Genomic DNA, 17,558 nt, shown 5'->3' with positions numbered 1-17,558 from the left:
GGTCCTCACCGTAGGGACCGTAGAGACACGAACGTAGAAATACGAAGTAGTACGAGAAACGAGGTCGGATGATGCGTACGCGTCCGCTGAAGGTGGCGCTGCTGGGCTGTGGAGTGGTCGGCTCAGAGGTGGCGCGCATCATGACGACGCACGCCGACGACCTCGCCGCGCGCATCGGCGCCCCGGTCGAGCTCGCCGGCGTGGCGGTCCGCCGGCCCGACAAGGTCCGCGAGGGCATCGCCCCGGAGCTGGTCACCACCGACGCCACCGCCCTGGTCAAACGGGGGGACATCGACGTCGTCGTCGAGGTCATCGGCGGCGTCGAGCCGGCCCGCACCCTCATCACCGCCGCCTTCGAGCACGGCGCCTCCGTCGTCTCCGCCAACAAGGCGCTGCTCGCCCAGGACGGCGCGGCCCTCTACGAGGCCGCCGCGCGGCACGGGCAGGACCTGTACTACGAGGCCGCCGTCGCCGGCGCCATCCCGCTCGTCCGGCCGCTGCGCGAGTCCCTCGCCGGCGACAAGATCAACCGGGTGATGGGCATCGTCAACGGCACGACGAACTTCATCCTCGACAAGATGGACACCTCCGGCGCCGGCTACTCCGAGGCGCTCGACGAGGCCACCGCCCTCGGGTACGCCGAGGCCGACCCGACCGCCGACGTCGAGGGCTTCGACGCCGCCGCCAAGGCCGCCATCCTCGCCGGGATCGCCTTCCACACGCGCGTGCGCCTCGACGACGTCTACCGCGAGGGCATGACCGAGGTCACCGCCGCCGACTTCGCCTCCGCCAAGCAGATGGGCTGCACCATCAAGCTGCTCGCCATCTGCGAGCGGGCCGCCGACGGCGGGTCCGTCACCGCGCGCGTGCACCCCGCGATGATCCCGCTCAGCCACCCGCTGGCCTCCGTCCGCGAGGCGTACAACGCGGTCTTCGTCGAGGCGGAGGCCGCCGGGCGGCTCATGTTCTACGGCCCCGGCGCCGGCGGCTCGCCGACCGCCTCGGCCGTGCTCGGCGACCTCGTCGCCGTGTGCCGCAACAAGCTCAACGAGGCCAACGGCCCCGGGGAGTCCGCGTACACCCAGCTGCCCGTCAGCTCCATGGGCGAGGTCGTCACGCGGTACCACATCAGTCTCGACGTGGCCGACAAGCCGGGCGTCCTCGCCCAGGTCGCGACGGTCTTCGCCGAGCACGGCGTCTCGATCGACACCGTGCGCCAGCACGGCCGACCGGACGGAGGCGGCGAGGCGTCCCTCGTCGTCGTCACCCACCGCGCGCCCGACGCCGCCCTCTCCGGGACCGTCGAGGCGCTGCGCAAGCTCGACACCGTGCGCGGTGTCGCCAGCATCATGCGTGTTGAAGGGGAGTAAGGACCCATGACCAGCAAGGGCACCCACCAGTGGCGCGGCATCATCGAGGAGTACCGGGACCGCCTTCCGGTCACGGACACGACGCCGGTCGTCACGCTCCGTGAGGGCGGTACGCCGCTCGTTCCGGCTCAGGTCCTCTCCGAGCGCACGGGCTGCGAGGTGCACCTCAAGGTCGAGGGCGCCAACCCCACCGGCTCCTTCAAGGACCGGGGCATGACCATGGCCATCACCCGGGCCAAGGAGGAGGGCGCGCAGGCCGTCATCTGCGCCTCCACCGGCAACACCTCCGCCTCCGCCGCCGCCTACGCGGTCCGCGCCGGCATGGTGTCCGCCGTCCTCGTGCCCCAGGGCAAGATCGCGCTCGGCAAGATGGGCCAGGCCCTCGTGCACGGCGCGAAGATCCTCCAGGTCGACGGCAACTTCGACGACTGCCTCACCCTGGCCCGCCGCCTCTCCGACAACTACCCGGTGGCGCTGGTCAATTCGGTCAACCCGGTCCGCATCGAGGGCCAGAAGACCGCCGCGTTCGAGATCGTGGACATGCTGGGCGACGCCCCCGACATCCACGTCCTCCCGGTCGGCAACGCGGGCAACATCACCGCGTACTGGAAGGGGTACCGCGAGTACGCCGAGGACGGCCTCGCCACCCGCCGCCCGCGCATGTGGGGCTTCCAGGCCTCCGGCTCCGCCCCGCTCGTACGCGGCGAGGTCGTCAAGGACCCGTCGACGATCGCCACCGCGATCCGCATCGGCAACCCGGCCTCGTGGGACTACGCGATCGCCGCGCGCGACGAGTCGGGCGGCTTCATCGACGAGGTGACGGACCGTGAGATCCTGCGCGCCTACCGCCTGTTGGCCGCACAGGAGGGCGTCTTCGTCGAGCCCGCCTCGGCCGCCTCGGTCGCCGGTCTGCTGAAGGCCGCCGAGCAGGGCAAGGTCGACCCCGGCCAGCGGATCGTCTGCACCGTCACCGGCAACGGCCTCAAGGACCCCGACTGGGCCGTCGCCGGCGCGCCGCAGCCCGTCACCGTCCCGGTCGACGCCGTCGCCGCCGCCGAGCGCCTCGGCCTGGCCTGATCCTTCTCCTCCGTACGGGGGACGGGCGGGGGACGCGGTCCCCGCCGAACCGTCCCCTGTACGGGGAGGACCACTGATCGAAACCGGATCAGGAACGCCCAGAGGGGCACAGGTTGGCCCGCGACACGCATCGTGCGCCTCCTGTGCGCCCTATGTCGCCACAGAACCTTCCTTCGATAGGCTGTACCGACCCGCCCCGACGCATATGCGCGGTGTCGTTGCCGTTGTCGCCCCCGTGGCCGAAACGGCCCGCCGGGTCCCGGTGTACTTCTCTTGAAATACCCGTTGAAACACCCGTTGTCGCAATCAAGGAGAGTCAACGAGCGATGGCCGGTCCAGCGTTCCGCGCCGCCGCCGTACGAGTGCGCGTCCCCGCCACCAGCGCCAATCTCGGCCCGGGCTTCGACGCCTTCGGCCTGTCGCTGGGGCTCTACGACGACGTGGTCGTCCGGGTCGCCGACTCCGGGCTGCACGTCGACATCGCCGGAGAGGGCGCCGAGACGCTCCCGCGCGACGAGAGCCACCTGCTCGTACGCTCCCTGCGCACGGCCTTCGACCTGCTCGGCGGACAGCCGCGCGGCCTGGAGGTCGTCTGCGCCAACCGCATCCCGCACGGCCGCGGTCTCGGCTCCTCCTCCGCCGCCATCTGCGCCGGCATCGTCGCCGCCCGCGCCGTGACCATAGGCGGCGACACCCGGCTCGACGAGGCCGCCCTCCTGGAGCTGGCCACCGAGATCGAGGGCCACCCCGACAACGTCGCCGCCTGTCTCCTCGGCGGATTCACGCTCGCCTGGAGCGAGTCCGGCGCCGCGCGGGCGATCAGGATGGACCCCTCCGATTCCATCGTTCCGGTGGTTTTCGTCCCCGGGAAGCCCGTACTGACCGAGACCGCGCGCGGCCTCCTGCCGCGCACCGTCCCGCACGTGGACGCCGCCGCCAACGCGGGCCGCGCCGCCCTCCTCGTCGAGGCCCTGACCCGCCGCCCCGAGCTGCTGCTCGCGGCCACCGAGGACCGGCTGCACCAGGAGTACCGCGCCCCCGCGATGCCCGAGAGCGTCGCCCTGGTCAACCGGCTGCGGGCGGACGGCGTCCCCGCGGTCATCTCCGGCGCGGGCCCCACGGTGCTCGCCCTCGCGGAGCGGGGGACCGCCGACAAGGTCGCCCTGCTCGCGGGCGACGGATGGGCCGCGAACCGGCTCGACCTCGACGCCCCCGGCGCGAGCGTCCTGCCGCTGGCGCCCTAGGTGACGGGGCCGGGGCGCCGGGCGGCGTCCCGGTCGGGAGATTGCCGGTGAGGGAGAGGGGGAATGTTTGTTGGAGCCGGTAGTGTTAATCTCAAGTCTGCACCCGACCTCCTTGTGGAGCGGTGCGGAGTGTCCCCTCAGGGACCACCCATTCTTCCGGGAGCCTCCCCAACTGCCTGAGCAGCCCGCCTGAGCAGTTTCGAGCACGCTCCGGAACCGGCACGACACCCCTCGCTCTTCTCTCGTGAGGGCCGAGCAGGGGGCCTCGGGCCGGACCCACAGCACGTTTCCTCTCTTCCGCCGCACCCGGCGGGACCACCGCCCCGGACTCGGTCCACACACCAGGACCCTGCCGGACAGCACAACCGGTCGCCGAGCCAGATGGCCGACGTCCGCTCCAGGGAAGGACCCTTCGTGAGCGACACCACCGATCTGATGGGCGTGACTGCCGACAGCAGTGTCGACAACGCCGCGCCCGCCGCAGGTGCTGCCACCGGCGGCACCGCACGGCGCCGCCGCTCCGGCACCGGCCTCGAGGGCATGGTCCTGGCCGAGCTGCAGCAGGTCGCGTCCGGCCTCGGCATCAGGGGCACCGCGCGGATGCGCAAGAGCCAGCTGATCGAGGTCATCAAGGAGGCGCAGGCCGGAGGCGGCTCCGCCGCCCCCGCCAAGACCGCCGACGCCGCCGACACCAAGCCGAAGCGCCGCGCCACCTCCAAGGCCCGTACGGGCGAGACCGCCGCCGAGCCGGCCGCCGAGGCCCCCGCCCCCAAGGCGGAGAAGGCCGAGAAGGCCGCCCAGCAGCAGATCGACATCCCGGGCCAGCCCTCGCCCAAGACTCCGTCGGAGCAGGGCGCCGGCGACGAGCAGCCGGCCGGCGAGCGCCGCCGCCGCCGGGCCACCGCCCCCGCCGGTTCGCCGGAGGGCGGGGCCGAGAGCGCCCAGGCCGTCAAGACCGAGGCCCGTACGGAAGCCCGTACCGAGACCCGCGAGGTCAGGGCCGAGACGCAGACCGACACCCGCACCGACGGCGCCGAGGGCGCCGAGGGCCGCGGCCGCCGGGACCGCGGCGAGCGCGGTGACCGCCAGCGCGACCGCCGTGACCGCCAGCGCGACCGCAAGGGCGACGACCAGCAGGGCGGCGGCCAGGGCGGCCAGCGCAAGGAGCGCCAGGGCCAGGGCCAGGGGCAGGGTCAGGGCGGCGGCCAGGGTCAGCAGGGCGGCCAGCAGGCCGGTCCGCAGGACGACTACGACGACGAGGCCGGCGGCCGCCGGGGCCGTCGCGGCCGCTACCGCGACCGCCGCGGGCGCCGTGGCCGCGACGACTTCCAGGCCGGCGAGCCGCAGGTCGCGGACGACGACGTCCTGATCCCCGTCGCGGGCATCCTCGACATCCTCGACAACTACGCGTTCATCCGGACCTCCGGTTACCTGCCCGGTCCGAACGACGTGTACGTCTCCCTCGCCCAGGTCCGCAAGAACGGCCTGCGCAAGGGCGACCACGTCACCGGTGCCGTGCGCCAGCCGAAGGAGGGCGAGCGCCGCGAGAAGTTCAACGCGCTGGTCCGCCTGGACTCCGCGAACGGCATGGCCGCCGACTCCGGCCGCGGCCGCCCGGAGTTCAACAAGCTGACCCCGCTCTACCCGCAGGACCGGCTCCGCCTGGAGACCGACCCGGGCGTGCTGACCACGCGGATCATCGACCTCGTCGCACCGATCGGCAAGGGCCAGCGCGGTCTGATCGTGGCCCCGCCGAAGACCGGCAAGACCATGATCATGCAGGCCATCGCCAACGCGATCACGGTCAACAACCCCGAGTGCCACCTGATGGTCGTCCTGGTCGACGAGCGTCCGGAAGAGGTCACCGACATGCAGCGGTCGGTCAAGGGCGAGGTCATCTCCTCGACCTTCGACCGTCCGGCCGAGGACCACACCACCGTCGCCGAGCTGGCCATCGAGCGCGCCAAGCGCCTCGTGGAGCTGGGTCACGACGTGGTCGTCCTGCTCGACTCGATCACCCGCCTGGGCCGCGCGTACAACCTCGCCGCCCCGGCCTCCGGCCGCATCCTGTCCGGTGGTGTCGACTCGACCGCGCTCTACCCGCCGAAGCGCTTCTTCGGCGCCGCGCGCAACATCGAGGACGGCGGCTCGCTGACCATCCTGGCCACCGCGCTCGTCGACACCGGCTCGCGCATGGACGAGGTGATCTTCGAGGAGTTCAAGGGCACCGGCAACATGGAGCTCAAGCTCGACCGGAAGCTCGCCGACAAGCGCATCTTCCCGGCCGTCGACGTCGACGCCTCGGGCACGCGCAAGGAGGAGATCCTCCTCGGCAGCGACGAGCTCGCCGTCACCTGGAAGCTCCGCCGCGTGCTGCACGCGCTCGACCAGCAGCAGGCGATCGAACTGCTCCTCGACAAGATGAAGCAGACGAAGTCGAACGGCGAGTTCCTCCTCCAGATCCAGAAGACCACCCCCGGAGCGAACAACAACGACTGACGCGGTCCACGAGATCCACGTCACACGGCGGACCGGGCTCCGGCCCGCGCCCCCGCCGTGAGCTGCGCCGACCACCACGCCCACCGTGTCCGCACGGTGGGCGCGGTGTTTCTCCCCGCCCGGACGCCCGAACCCGGCGGATTCCGCGTGCAACCCTTTCGGTCGCCCCGCCGTCACAGGAGGTGAATCTAGGGCCGAAGGCCGGGGGTTGGGGCGATGACCGAGAAGACGAACAGCGGCCGTACGGACGGCGGCCGGCGCCGCAGGGCACCGATCCTCGTCACGGGGATCCTCGCGGTCCTCGTCCTCGGCGGCGCCGGGCTCGCCTACGCCTACTACCAGAAGCTCGACGCCAACATCGAGAGCGTCGACATCAACGCCCAGCTCGGCCCCCAGCGCCCCGTCGACGTCGACGACGGCTCCCTGGACATCCTCGTCCTCGGCTCCGACTCGCGCTCCGGCGACAACGACGCCTACGGCAAGGACGAGGGCGGCGCCCGCTCCGACACCGCGATGGTCGTCCACGTCCACGAGGGCCACAAGCGGGCGAGCGTCGTCTCCATACCCCGCGACACCCTCATAGAGCGGCCGGACTGCACCGACGCGCACGGCACCGACGTCCCCGGCCGGCGCCGCGCCATGTTCAACACGGCGTACGAGGTCGGCGGCCCCGCCTGCGCCGTGAAGACCGTCGAGGCGATGTCCGGCATCCGCATGGACCACTACGTCGAGGTCGACTTCACCGGCTTCAAGAAGCTCATCGACGAGCTCGGCGGCGTCGAGATCACCACCACCGAGCGCATCAGGGACGACAAGAGCCACCTCGACCTCGCACCGGGCCCCCACACCCTCGACGGCGAGCAGTCCCTCGGCCTCGTCCGCACCCGCAAGAGCGTCGGCGACGGCAGCGACCTCGGCCGCATCCAGCTCCAGCAGGCCTTCATGAAGGCCTTCGTCGAGCAGGTCAAGGACGTCGGCGTCCTGACGAACCCGAGCAGGCTCCTCGGCCTCGCCGACGCCGCCACCAAGGCCATCACCCCCGACTCCGAACTCGACTCGGTCCAGGAACTGGCGGGCTTCGCCAAGGGCCTCTCCGGCATCGGCGCCCAGAACGTCCACATGGTCACCCTGCCCGTCGCGTACGACCGGATCGACCCCAACCGCGTCGTCCCCCTGGAGCAGCAGTCCGGGCAGGTCTGGAAGGCGCTCAGGGCCGATCTGCCCGTTCCCGCCGCCGCGACGAAGGGCACCGCCACCGGAGCGGCCGAGGGCGTCGTGAGGTAGCCCGGGAATACCTCCGGCCCGACCCCGGTTTGGGGAGATGCGGCCGGTCCTGGCAGACTGGTACGTCGGCCCCGGTTCACGCATGCCGCAACCCGCGGTAGCGACCCGGTGCCCTCCCGGAACATAGGAGACACCTTGAAGCGCGAGATCCACCCCGAGTACGTCGAGACCCAGGTCAGCTGCACCTGTGGCGCGTCGTTCACCACCCGTAGCACCCTCACCGACGGCACCATCCGTGCCGAGGTCTGCTCCGAGTGCCACCCGTTCTACACGGGCAAGCAGAAGATCCTCGACACCGGCGGCCGCGTCGCCCGCTTCGAGGCCCGCTTCGGCAAGGCCGCCGGCTCCGCCAACAAGTAGCGAGCCCCTGCGCCGGTCCACGGTCGCCCCGCGCGGGTGGCCGGGACCGGCGCTTTGGCGTCCCCGTAGCAACTGACGAAAACCAGGAGCCCCCGAATGTTCGAGGCGGTCGAGGAACTGGTCGGCGAGCACGCCGACCTCGAGACGAAGCTGGCGGACCCCTCGGTCCACGCCGACCAGGCGAACGCGCGCAAGCTCAACAAGCGCTACGCCGAGCTGACCCCGATCGTCGCCACCTACCGCTCCTGGAAGCAGACCGGTGACGACATCGAGACCGCCCGCGAGCTGGCGCACGACGACCCCGACTTCGCCGCCGAGGTCAAGCAGCTGGAGAAGGACCGGGAGGGGCTGACCGACAGGCTCCGCCTGCTCCTCGTCCCGCGCGACCCCAGCGACGACAAGGACGTCATCCTGGAGATCAAGGCCGGCGCCGGCGGCGACGAGTCCGCGCTCTTCGCCGGCGACCTGCTCCGCATGTACCTCCGGTACGCCGAGCGCGTCGGCTGGAAGACCGAGATCATCGACGCCACCGAGTCCGAGCTGGGCGGCTACAAGGACGTCCAGGTCGCCGTGAAGACCAAGGGCGGCAACGGCGCCACCGAGCCCGGCCAGGGCGTCTGGGCCCGGCTCAAGTACGAGGGCGGGGTGCACCGCGTGCAGCGCGTCCCCGCGACCGAGTCCGCCGGCCGCATCCACACCTCCGCCGCCGGCGTGCTCGTCACGCCCGAGGCCGAGGAGGTCGAGGTCGAGGTCCACGCCAACGACCTGCGCATCGACGTCTACCGCTCGTCCGGCCCCGGCGGCCAGTCGGTCAACACCACCGACTCCGCCGTCCGCATCACCCACCTGCCGACCGGCATCGTCGCCTCCTGCCAGAACGAGAAGAGCCAGCTCCAGAACAAGGAGCAGGCCATGCGCATCCTGCGCTCCCGGCTCCTCGCCGCCGCGCAGGAGGAGGCCGAGTCCAAGGCCGCCGACGCCCGCCGCAGCCAGGTCCGCACCGTCGACCGCTCCGAGAAGATCCGGACGTACAACTTCCCGGAGAACCGCATCTCGGACCACCGCGTCGGCTTCAAGGCGTACAACCTGGACCAGGTGCTCGACGGCGACCTCGACACGATGATCCAGGCGTGCGTCGACGCCGACTCGGCGGCGAAGCTCGCCGCCGCGTAAGGCGCCCGCACAAAGGCCGTACGGCCCGTGAGGCCCCGCACCGGGCCCTACGGGCCTCCTCAAGCCCCACCCCGCACCACGGAGGACCAGCGTGCAGTCACTTTCTGGGGGGCGACCCCCAGGTCCCCGCAGTCTGCTGCTTGCCGAGGTGGCCCAGGCCACCCAGCGGCTGGCCGACGCCGGCGTCCCCTCCCCGCGCTTCGACGCCGAGGAGCTCGCCGCGTTCGTGCACGGCGTCAAGCGGGGGGAGCTGCACAACGTCAAGGACGCCGACTTCGACGCCCGCTACTGGGAGACGGTCGCCCGCCGCGAGGCCCGCGAACCCCTCCAGCACATCACCGGGCGGGCGTTCTTCCGCTACCTGGAGCTCCAGGTGGGGCCCGGCGTCTTCGTGCCCCGGCCGGAGACCGAGTCGGTCGTCGGCTGGGCCATAGACGCCGTGCGCGCCATGGACGTCGTCGAACCGCTCATCGTCGACCTGTGCACCGGCTCCGGGGCCATCGCCCTCGCCATGGCCCAGGAGGTGCCGCGCTCCCGCGTGCACGCCGTCGAGCTCTCCGACGACGCCCTCGTCTGGACCCGGAAGAACGCCGAGGGCTCCCGCGTCACCGTCCACCAGGGCGACGCGCTGAGCGCCCTGCCCGAGCTGGACGGCCAGGTCGACCTGGTCATCTCCAACCCGCCGTACATCCCGCTCACCGAGTGGGAGTACGTGGCGCCCGAGGCCCGCGACCACGATCCCGAGATGGCCCTCTTCTCCGGCGAGGACGGCCTCGACACCATCCGCGGCATCGAGCGCACCGCCCACCGTCTGCTCCGCCCCGGCGGCCTCGTCGTCATCGAGCACGCGGACACCCAGGGCGGCCAGGTGCCGTGGATCTTCAACGAGGAGGCCGGCTGGGCGGACGCCGCCGACCACCCCGACCTGAACAACCGGCCGCGCTTCGCGACCGCCCGCAAGGCGACGCCGTGAACGGCGCGACCGCCATGACGAACCACGCGTACGAGGAGGCCGGGAACTGATGGCACGGCGATACGACTGCAACGAGGCGACCGACCGACTGACGGGCCTGCGCGAGGCCGCGTCCGCCGTCCGCCGGGGCGAGCTGGTCGTGCTGCCCACCGACACCGTGTACGGGATCGGGGCGGACGCCTTCAGCAGCGAGGCCGTGGCGGACCTGCTGGCCGCCAAGGGGCGCGGCCGCAACATGCCCACGCCCGTGCTCATCGGCTCCCCGAACACCCTGCACGGCCTGGTCACCGACTTCTCCGAGCAGGCCTGGGAGCTCGTCGACGCCTTCTGGCCCGGCGCGCTGACCCTGGTCGCCCGGCACCAGCCGTCCCTCCAGTGGGACCTCGGCGACACCCGGGGCACCGTCGCCGTCCGGATGCCGCTGCACCCGGTCGCGATCGAGCTGCTCACCGAGGTCGGCCCGATGGCCGTCTCCTCGGCCAACCTCACCGGCCACCCGTCGCCGGAGGACTGCGACGCCGCGCAGAACATGCTCGGCGACTCCGTCTCCGTGTACCTCGACGGCGGCCCGACGCCCGGCAACGTGCCCTCGTCCATCGTCGACGTGACCGGACCGGTGCCGGTGCTGCTGCGGCAGGGAGCGCTCTCCGCGGAGGAGCTCCGGAAGGTCGTACCCGACCTCGAGGTGGCCAGTTGACCGCCCCTGAGGGGCGTGGCATAGCGGGGCACGACGACAGCGACACCTTCCGCATCCTCCACGTCAGCACCGGCAACGTCTGCCGCTCGCCGATCACCGAGCGGCTGACCCGCCACGCCCTGTGCGACCGGCTCGGGGACCCCCTCGGCGGCGGCCTGATCGTGGAGAGCGCGGGCACCTGGGGCCACGAGGGCGCCCCGATGGAGGCCAACGCGGAGCTGGTCCTCGCCGACTTCGGCGCGGACCACACCGGCTTCGTGGGCCGCGAGCTCCTCGACGAGCACGTCATCCGCGCGGACCTCGTCCTGACGGCGACCCGCGACCACCGGGCGCAGGTCATCTCGATGGGCCACTCGGCGGGCCTGCGCACCTTCACCCTGAAGGAGTTCACCCGCCTGGTCCGCGCCATCGACCCGGCCACGCTCCCGGACCCGCGCGACGAGGGCATGGTCGAACGCGCACGGGCCCTGGTCCGCGCCGCCGCGGCTCTACGCGGGTGGCTCCTGGCCCCGTCCCCGGACGCGGACGAGGTCAACGACCCGTACGGCGCCCCCATCACGTTCTTCCGCTCGATCGGCGACGAGATCAACCAGGCCCTGGACCCCGTGGTGACGGCGCTGACCGGGGTGACGGCGCGGCGCTGACCGGGGTGACGGCGCTGACCGGGGTGACGGCGCGGCGCCGGGTCCTCGGCGCGCGCGTCCGGCGGCCCGTACCTACATTGGTGCTGACATCCCTCCACGCCCGGAGTCAGCCATGCCGGTCACCGCGCCCCCCGACGACGAGCTCGACGTCCTGCGCCGGCAGGACCCGGAGGTCGCCGACGTGCTGTTCGGCGAGGAGCGGCGGCAGGCCGACAGCCTCCAGCTGATCGCGGCGGAGAACTTCACCTCGCCCGCCGTCCTCGCCGCCCTCGGCTCCCCGCTCGCCAACAAGTACGCCGAGGGCTATCCCGGCGCCCGGCACCACGGCGGCTGCGAGTACGCCGACGCCGTCGAGCGGATCGCCGTGGAACGGGCCACCGCGCTCTTCGGAGCCGACCACGCGAACGTGCAGGCCCACTCCGGCTCCTCGGCCGTCCTGGCGGCGTACGCGGCCCTTCTCAGGCCCGGTGACACGGTCCTGGCCATGGGGCTGGAGCACGGCGGGCACCTCACCCACGGTTCGCCCGCCAACTTCTCCGGCCGCTGGTTCGACTTCGTCCCGTACGGCGTCGACGCCGAGACCGGCCTCGTCGACTACGAACAGGTCGCCGCCCTCGCCCGCCACCACCGCCCCAAGGCGATCGTCTGCGGCTCCATCTCCTACCCCCGCCACCCCGACTACGCGGTCTTCCGCGAGATCGCCGACGAGACCGGCGCCTACCTCATCGCCGACGCGGCCCACCCCATCGGCCTGGTCGCCGGGGGAGCGGCCCCCAACCCCGTCCCGTACGCCGACGTCGTCTGCGCCACCACCCACAAGGTGCTGCGCGGCCCGCGCGGCGGAATGGTCCTGTGCGGGGAGGAGCTCGCGGGACGGATCGACCGGGCGGTGTTCCCGTTCAGCCAGGGCGGCGCCCAGATGCACACGATCGCGGCGAAGGCGGTGGCCTTCGGCGAGGCGGAGACGCCCGCGTTCACCGCGTACGCCCACCGGGTGGTCGAGCACGCCCGCGTCCTCGCCGCCGCCCTCGCCGCCGAGGGCTTCGCGCTGACCACCGGCGGCACCGACACCCACCTCATCACCGCCGACCCCGCCCCCCTCGGCGTCGACGGGCGCACCGCCCGCACCCGGCTCGCCGCCGCCGGCGTCGTGCTCGACACCTGCGCGCTCCCGCACGGGGAGGGGCGCGGGATCCGGCTCGGCACGGCCGCCGTCACCACCCAGGGCATGGGCGCCACCGAAATGGCCAGGATCGCCGGTCTGTTCACCGCCGCGCTCCGCGACGACCCCGCGGAGACGGCCCGGGTGCGGGCGGAAGTACGCGCGCTGACCGGCCGATTTCCGCCGTACGCACACTGATCTGGCCCCCGGCGCAACCGTCCGGGCGGCCCGCGTGTCTCCCAGCACATGGACGGCACGGCTAGGGTGTGGGGCTGAGATGGCCAGCGATTCCTGTGGGGCAGCCCGTGCGTGATTACCTGCTGACGCTCTGCGTCACGGCCGCGGTGACCTACCTGCTCACCGGACCGGTGCGCAAGTTCGCCATCGCGACCGGGGCGATGCCGGAGATCCGCGCCCGCGACGTACACCGAGAACCGACTCCGCGGCTCGGTGGCATCGCCATGTTCTTCGGGCTGTGCGCGGGCCTGCTCGTCGCCGCCCACCTGCAGAACCTGAGCAGCGTCTTCGAGCTGTCCAACGAGCCCCGGGCGCTGCTCTCCGGCGCGGCGCTGATCTGGCTGATCGGCGTCCTGGACGACAAGTTCGAGCTGGACGCGCTCATCAAGCTGGGCGCGCAGATGATCTCGGCGGGCGTGATGGTCGCCCAGGGTCTGACGATCCTGTGGCTGCCGATCCCCGGCGTCGGCGTCGTCTCCCTGACCCCCGGGCAGGGCACGCTCCTCACGGTCGCCCTGGTGGTGCTCACCATCAACGCGGTGAACTTCGTCGACGGCCTCGACGGCCTCGCCGCCGGCATGGTCTGCATCGCCGCCACCGCCTTCTTCCTGTACGGCTACCGCCTCTGGTACGGCTACACGATCGAGGCCGCCGCCCCCGCGACCCTCTTCACCGCCATCCTCATGGGCATGTGCCTGGGCTTCCTGCCGCACAACATGCACCCGGCGCGGATCTTCATGGGCGACTCGGGCTCGATGCTGATCGGCCTGATCCTGGCGGCCTCCGCCATCTCGATCACCGGCCAGGTCGACCCCGACGTGCTGAAGCTCTTCGAGGGCTCGACCCGCGAGGCCACCCACGCCGCCCTGCCGGTCTTCATCCCGCTCGTGCTGCCGCTGACGATCATCGCGATCCCGATGGCGGACCTGGTCCTGGCGATCGTGCGCCGCACCTGGAAGGGCCAGTCGCCGTTCGCGGCCGACCGCGGCCACCTGCACCACCGGCTCCTGGAGATCGGGCACTCGCACAGCCGCGCGGTGCTGATCATGTACTTCTGGTCGGCCCTGATCGCCTTCGGGACGCTGGCGTACTCGGTCCACTCGACCTCGATGTGGATCGTCCTCGGGGTCGTCGCGCTCAGCGCGATCGGCCTGGTGCTGCTCCTGATGCCGCGGTTCACGCCGCGCGCGCCCCGCTGGGCCGAGTCCGTCGTGCCGCCCCGCTACCGGCGCCGCGGGCCGGCCCCCGCCGCGGAGGCGGCCCTGGAGCCGGCCGCGGCCGAGGAGGAGCGGGTCCCGGTGCCCGCCGGGATCAACGGCGCCACCGCCATCGGCAACCGCGCGCGCTTCACCGACCGGCGGAAGGCCGGAACGCCGAGTTGACGAAAGCCGCGGCGGCGGGCATTACCAGACAAGGTGCCCCGCTGTCGTGCACACACGCGCGGTGTAACTCTCATGTGTGACAACTGGCACACCTTATGGGTAAAGACCTATTCAAATAGTTTGTGATACCGTTCACGAGACCCGGCGACAGTGCCGAAAGACCGTAGTGCGACGGTCCGTTGGCCCCGAGACCCACCTCGGACCGGGATTACGCTCGTCCATGACGACACCATCGCCCCCTCCATCAAGCGGAGACACCGCCATGCCGTCCAACGACGCACGCATCCTGCTGCACGCCGCCGTACCCACCGCTGCCGTCGGCGTCATCGCCACGGTCGTCAGCGGGGTGGTCGCCGGTGGCAAGGGTGCGCTCGGCGCCGTCGCCGGCACGCTGGTCGTGGTCCTCTTCATGGGCATCGGGCTGGTGGTCCTGCAGCGGACCGCGAAGTCGCTGCCGCACCTGTTCCAGGCGATGGGCCTCTTGCTGTACGTGGCTCAGCTGCTGCTGCTCTTCACGTTCCTGTTCCTGTTCAAGGACACCACGCTGTTCGACTTCAAGGCCTTCGCCTTCACCCTGCTCGCGACGACCGTCGTGTGGGTCGGGGCACAGGCCAGGGCCTACATGAAGGCCAAGATCATGTATGTCGAGCCCGAGAAGTCGGGTTCGAAGTCGTGAAGGGTAGGGCCGGGATAAAGCCGCCTTCGGCTTCCTGCTATCGTCCGGTGCCAACTGCGGCACTGCGGGCGCGGGCATCCGAGACGCCTGTCCCAGCGCGAGGCTCGATGCCTGACCGCCGCCCCCTTATCCGTAAGACCAGTCCAGTGCCGACCCGCGGCTGCGTGCCGCGCCGACACAACGAGGTTGCCGTACCTATGCGCCACGCTGAAGGAGCCCGCGGTGAGTGCTGACCAGACGCTTGCCTTCGACCCGGATTGCCACATCTTCACCGGATGTGGCTTCCCGGCGCCGGGCCTGCACACGTTCATGTACGAGCCCATCTTCTCCGTGGGCGGTTTCGACTTCACCAAGCCGATGCTGCTCGCGATCCTGGGTTCGATCGTGGTCGTCGGGTTCTTCTGGGCCGCCTTCAACAAGCCCAAGCTGATCCCCGGCAAGCTCCAGATGGTCGGCGAGGCCGGTTACGACTTCGTGCGCCGCGGCATCGTCTACGAGATCATCGGCAAGAAGGACGGCGAGAAGTACGTCCCCTTCATGGTGTCGCTGTTCTTCTTCGTCTGGATCATGAACCTCTGGTCGATCGTTCCGCTCGCCCAGTTCCCGGTCACCTCGCTGATCGCCTTCCCGGCCGGTCTCGCGCTGATCGTGTACTTCATGTGGATCTCGCTCACCTTCAAGAAGCACGGCTTCGTGGGCGGCTGGAAGAACATCGTCGGTTACGACAAGTCGCTCGGCGCCATCCTGCCGCTCGTGGTCGTCCTCGAGTTCTTCTCGAACCTGCTCATCCGGCCCTTCACGCACGCGGTCCGACTGTTCGCGAACATGTTCGCCGGTCACCTGCTCATCGTGATGTTCTCGCTCGCCACCTGGTACCTCATGAACGGCCTGGGCTTCGTCTACGCCGGCGCCTCGTTCGTGATGGTCCTCGTGATGACCGCCTTCGAGCTCTTCATCCAGGCCGTCCAGGCGTACGTCTTCGTGCTCCTGGCCTGCAGCTACGTCCAGGGCGCGCTCTCCGAGCACCACTGAGTCCGGCCCTGACCCGGCAGCACACCCCCAACCAACAGTCGTCCGGTGGCCAACCCCCACCGGGTCCTTGAAAGAGAAGGAAGAACCGGCATGTCCGCTCTCGAGACTCTCGCCGCCGTCAACGGAAACGTCGCCTCCATCGGCTACGGCCTCGCGGCCATCGGCCCCGGCGTCGGCGTCGGCATCATCTTCGGTAACGGCACCCAGGCCCTCGCCCGCCAGCCCGAGGCTGCCGGCCTGATCCGCACCAACCAGATCATGGGTTTCGCCTTCTGTGAGGCGCTCGCCCTCATCGGCATCGTCATGGGCTTCGTCTACAAGTAAGCCGGACCGACAGCCCAACTTTTACGGAAGGCACTGATGTGAACGCTCTGCTTCTTGCGGCAGCGGCGGAGGAGCAGCCTCCGCTCATCCCGCATCTCGACGAGCTCGTCATCGGCCTGATCGCCTTCGTCATCGTCTTCGGTTTCCTCGCCAAGAAGCTCCTCCCGAACATCAACAAGGTTCTGGACGAGCGCCGCGAGGCCATCGAGGGTGGCATCGAGAAGGCCGAGTCGGCCCAGATCGAGGCTCAGAGCGTGCTGGAGCAGTACAAGGCCCAGCTCGCCGAGGCCCGCCACGAGGCCGCGCGTCTTCGCCAGGAGGCGACGGAGCAGGGCACCGCGATCATCCAGGAGATGAAGGCGGAAGGCCAGCGCCAGCGCGAGGAGATCATCGCGGCCGGCCACACGCAGATCGAGGCGGACCGCAAGGCCGCGTCGGCGTCGCTGCGTCAGGACGTGGGCAAGCTCGCCACCGACCTGGCCGGCAAGCTGGTCGGCGAGTCCCTCGAGGACACCGCCCGCCAGAGCCGCACGATCGACCGCTTCCTCGACGAGCTCGAGGAGAAGGCCGAGGCCGTCCGATGAACGGAGCGAGCCGTGAGGCACTGGCCGCCGCACGCGAGTCCCTCGACGCGCTGACCGACAACACCCCGGTCGACGCGACGAAGCTCGCGGACGAGCTCGCCGCCGTCACCGTGCTGCTCGACCGCGAGGTGTCGCTGCGCCGGGTCCTGACCGACCCCGCCCAGTCGGGTGAGGCCAAGGCCGCACTCGCGCAGCGACTCCTGACCGGTCAGGTGGGCGGCGAGACCGCCGACCTGGTCTCCGGCATGGTCCGCTCCCGCTGGTCGCGCTCGCGCGACCTGGCCGACGCGACCGAGGAGCTGGCGAACACCGCAGACCTCACCGCGGCGCAGAAGGCGGGCGCACTGGACGGTGTCGAGGACGAGCTGTTCCGCTTCGGCCGGATCGTGTCCTCCAGCAACGAGCTCCGCTCGGCGCTGACGGACAAGGCCGCCACGGCCACCGCCAAGGGCGCGCTGCTCCGCAGCCTGCTGGGCGGCAAGGCCCACGCGACCACCGAGCGTCTGGTCGTCCGTCTGGTGACCCAGCCCCGGGGACGTAGCCTGGAAGCGGGACTCGAGTCCCTGTCCAAGCTCGCCGCGGCGCGCCGGGACCGGATGGTCGCGGTCGTCACCTCGGCGGTGCCGCTGTCGGACGGGCAGAAGCAGCGCCTCGGTGCCGCCCTGGCCAAGCTGTACGGCCGCGCGATGCACCTGAACCTGGACGTGGACCCCTCGGTCCTCGGCGGGATCACCGTGCAGGTCGGCGACGAGGTCATCAACGGTTCGATCGCGGAGCGCCTCGACGAGGCGACCCGTCGACTGGCCGGCTGACGCGTCACCGCAGCGGTCACCACAGCAG

Annotated in this window: 17 protein-coding genes; all 17 read left to right on the top strand. The window is 71.2% G+C overall.

Annotation, left to right across the window (positions count from 1 at the left end):
* Positions 1–68: 68 nt before the first annotated feature.
* The 17 genes from ADL08_RS30335 to ADL08_RS30255 all read left to right on the top strand — a co-directional run bounded on the left by ADL08_RS30335 (position 69) and on the right by ADL08_RS30255 (position 17,530).
* On the top strand, positions 69–1,370 hold the full coding sequence (locus ADL08_RS30335; protein ID WP_199837119.1) for a homoserine dehydrogenase: 1,302 nt from the start codon (positions 69–71) through the stop codon (positions 1,368–1,370).
* Positions 1,371–1,376: 6 nt separating this feature from the next.
* Complete coding sequence (thrC, locus tag ADL08_RS30330) at positions 1,377–2,447, top strand: threonine synthase (protein ID WP_053648623.1); 1,071 nt, start codon at positions 1,377–1,379, stop codon at positions 2,445–2,447.
* Positions 2,448–2,773: 326 nt separating this feature from the next.
* Positions 2,774–3,691 carry a homoserine kinase gene (gene thrB, locus ADL08_RS30325; RefSeq protein ID WP_053648620.1) on the top strand — a complete coding sequence of 306 codons (918 nt, stop codon included), beginning with the start codon at positions 2,774–2,776 and terminating at the stop codon, positions 3,689–3,691.
* Between the two features lie 414 nt (positions 3,692–4,105).
* Positions 4,106–6,190, top strand: coding sequence for a transcription termination factor Rho (gene rho / locus ADL08_RS30320; protein ID WP_420709572.1), 2,085 nt, complete (start codon positions 4,106–4,108; stop codon positions 6,188–6,190).
* A 216-nt stretch (positions 6,191–6,406) separates the two neighbouring features.
* Positions 6,407–7,474, top strand: a complete 1,068-nt coding sequence (locus ADL08_RS30315) for an LCP family protein (protein ID WP_053648616.1) — start codon at positions 6,407–6,409, stop codon at positions 7,472–7,474.
* A gap of 135 nt (positions 7,475–7,609) precedes the next feature.
* A complete protein-coding gene (gene rpmE / locus ADL08_RS30310; RefSeq protein ID WP_030218896.1) occupies positions 7,610–7,834 on the top strand; it encodes a 50S ribosomal protein L31 in 225 nt (74 codons plus the stop codon).
* A 96-nt stretch (positions 7,835–7,930) separates the two neighbouring features.
* On the top strand, positions 7,931–9,007 hold the full coding sequence (gene prfA, locus ADL08_RS30305; RefSeq protein WP_053648614.1) for a peptide chain release factor 1: 1,077 nt from the start codon (positions 7,931–7,933) through the stop codon (positions 9,005–9,007).
* A 91-nt stretch (positions 9,008–9,098) separates the two neighbouring features.
* Entirely contained in the window at positions 9,099–9,980 is an 882-nt protein-coding gene (gene prmC, locus ADL08_RS30300; protein ID WP_199837118.1) for a peptide chain release factor N(5)-glutamine methyltransferase, read from the top strand.
* 49 nt (positions 9,981–10,029) lie between these two features.
* Entirely contained in the window at positions 10,030–10,677 is a 648-nt protein-coding gene (locus ADL08_RS30295) for an L-threonylcarbamoyladenylate synthase (protein ID WP_053648610.1), read from the top strand.
* Positions 10,674–11,321: a low molecular weight phosphatase family protein gene (locus ADL08_RS30290; protein ID WP_053648608.1), complete on the top strand. Its 648-nt coding sequence runs from the start codon at positions 10,674–10,676 to the stop codon at positions 11,319–11,321. The genes ADL08_RS30295 and ADL08_RS30290 overlap by 4 nt, the downstream gene beginning before the upstream one ends.
* A 112-nt stretch (positions 11,322–11,433) precedes the next feature.
* Positions 11,434–12,681 (top strand): serine hydroxymethyltransferase, encoded by a 1,248-nt coding sequence (gene glyA, locus ADL08_RS30285; RefSeq protein WP_053648606.1) that lies wholly within the window; start codon positions 11,434–11,436, stop codon positions 12,679–12,681.
* Positions 12,682–12,788: 107 nt separating this feature from the next.
* The gene (locus tag ADL08_RS30280; protein ID WP_053648658.1) at positions 12,789–14,102 is read left to right on the top strand and encodes an MraY family glycosyltransferase; all 1,314 of its coding nucleotides are present in this window, start codon (positions 12,789–12,791) and stop codon (positions 14,100–14,102) included.
* A 262-nt stretch (positions 14,103–14,364) separates the two neighbouring features.
* Positions 14,365–14,778: a hypothetical protein gene (locus ADL08_RS30275; RefSeq protein ID WP_053648605.1), complete on the top strand. Its 414-nt coding sequence runs from the start codon at positions 14,365–14,367 to the stop codon at positions 14,776–14,778.
* 222 nt (positions 14,779–15,000) lie between these two features.
* Positions 15,001–15,810, top strand: coding sequence for a F0F1 ATP synthase subunit A (gene atpB, locus ADL08_RS30270; RefSeq protein WP_053648604.1), 810 nt, complete (start codon positions 15,001–15,003; stop codon positions 15,808–15,810).
* 90 nt (positions 15,811–15,900) lie between these two features.
* Entirely contained in the window at positions 15,901–16,134 is a 234-nt protein-coding gene (gene atpE / locus ADL08_RS30265) for an ATP synthase F0 subunit C (RefSeq protein ID WP_010474382.1), read from the top strand.
* Between the two features lie 38 nt (positions 16,135–16,172).
* Positions 16,173–16,718 carry a F0F1 ATP synthase subunit B gene (locus tag ADL08_RS30260; RefSeq protein WP_053648602.1) on the top strand — a complete coding sequence of 182 codons (546 nt, stop codon included), beginning with the start codon at positions 16,173–16,175 and terminating at the stop codon, positions 16,716–16,718.
* Positions 16,715–17,530, top strand: coding sequence for a F0F1 ATP synthase subunit delta (locus tag ADL08_RS30255; protein ID WP_053648600.1), 816 nt, complete (start codon positions 16,715–16,717; stop codon positions 17,528–17,530). The genes ADL08_RS30260 and ADL08_RS30255 overlap by 4 nt, the downstream gene beginning before the upstream one ends.
* Positions 17,531–17,558: the final 28 nt, after the last annotated feature.

This window comes from Streptomyces sp. NRRL F-6492, assembly GCF_001280125.1.
Taxonomy (GTDB): domain Bacteria; phylum Actinomycetota; class Actinomycetes; order Streptomycetales; family Streptomycetaceae; genus Streptomyces.
Note: the sequence above shows the minus strand (reverse complement) of the source record. Positions and strands in the feature narration are given on the sequence as shown.

Coding starts and splice junctions, on each gene's coding strand:
- ADL08_RS30255 (WP_053648600.1), top strand. CDS start 16,715: ATGAACGGAGCGAGCCGTGAGGCACTGGCCGCCGCACGCGAGTCCCTC.
- ADL08_RS30295 (WP_053648610.1), top strand. CDS start 10,030: ATGGCACGGCGATACGACTGCAACGAGGCGACCGACCGACTGACGGGC.
- ADL08_RS30315 (WP_053648616.1), top strand. CDS start 6,407: ATGACCGAGAAGACGAACAGCGGCCGTACGGACGGCGGCCGGCGCCGC.
- glyA (WP_053648606.1), top strand. CDS start 11,434: ATGCCGGTCACCGCGCCCCCCGACGACGAGCTCGACGTCCTGCGCCGG.
- ADL08_RS30275 (WP_053648605.1), top strand. CDS start 14,365: ATGCCGTCCAACGACGCACGCATCCTGCTGCACGCCGCCGTACCCACC.
- thrB (WP_053648620.1), top strand. CDS start 2,774: ATGGCCGGTCCAGCGTTCCGCGCCGCCGCCGTACGAGTGCGCGTCCCC.
- prfA (WP_053648614.1), top strand. CDS start 7,931: ATGTTCGAGGCGGTCGAGGAACTGGTCGGCGAGCACGCCGACCTCGAG.
- thrC (WP_053648623.1), top strand. CDS start 1,377: ATGACCAGCAAGGGCACCCACCAGTGGCGCGGCATCATCGAGGAGTAC.
- ADL08_RS30335 (WP_199837119.1), top strand. CDS start 69: ATGATGCGTACGCGTCCGCTGAAGGTGGCGCTGCTGGGCTGTGGAGTG.
- atpE (WP_010474382.1), top strand. CDS start 15,901: ATGTCCGCTCTCGAGACTCTCGCCGCCGTCAACGGAAACGTCGCCTCC.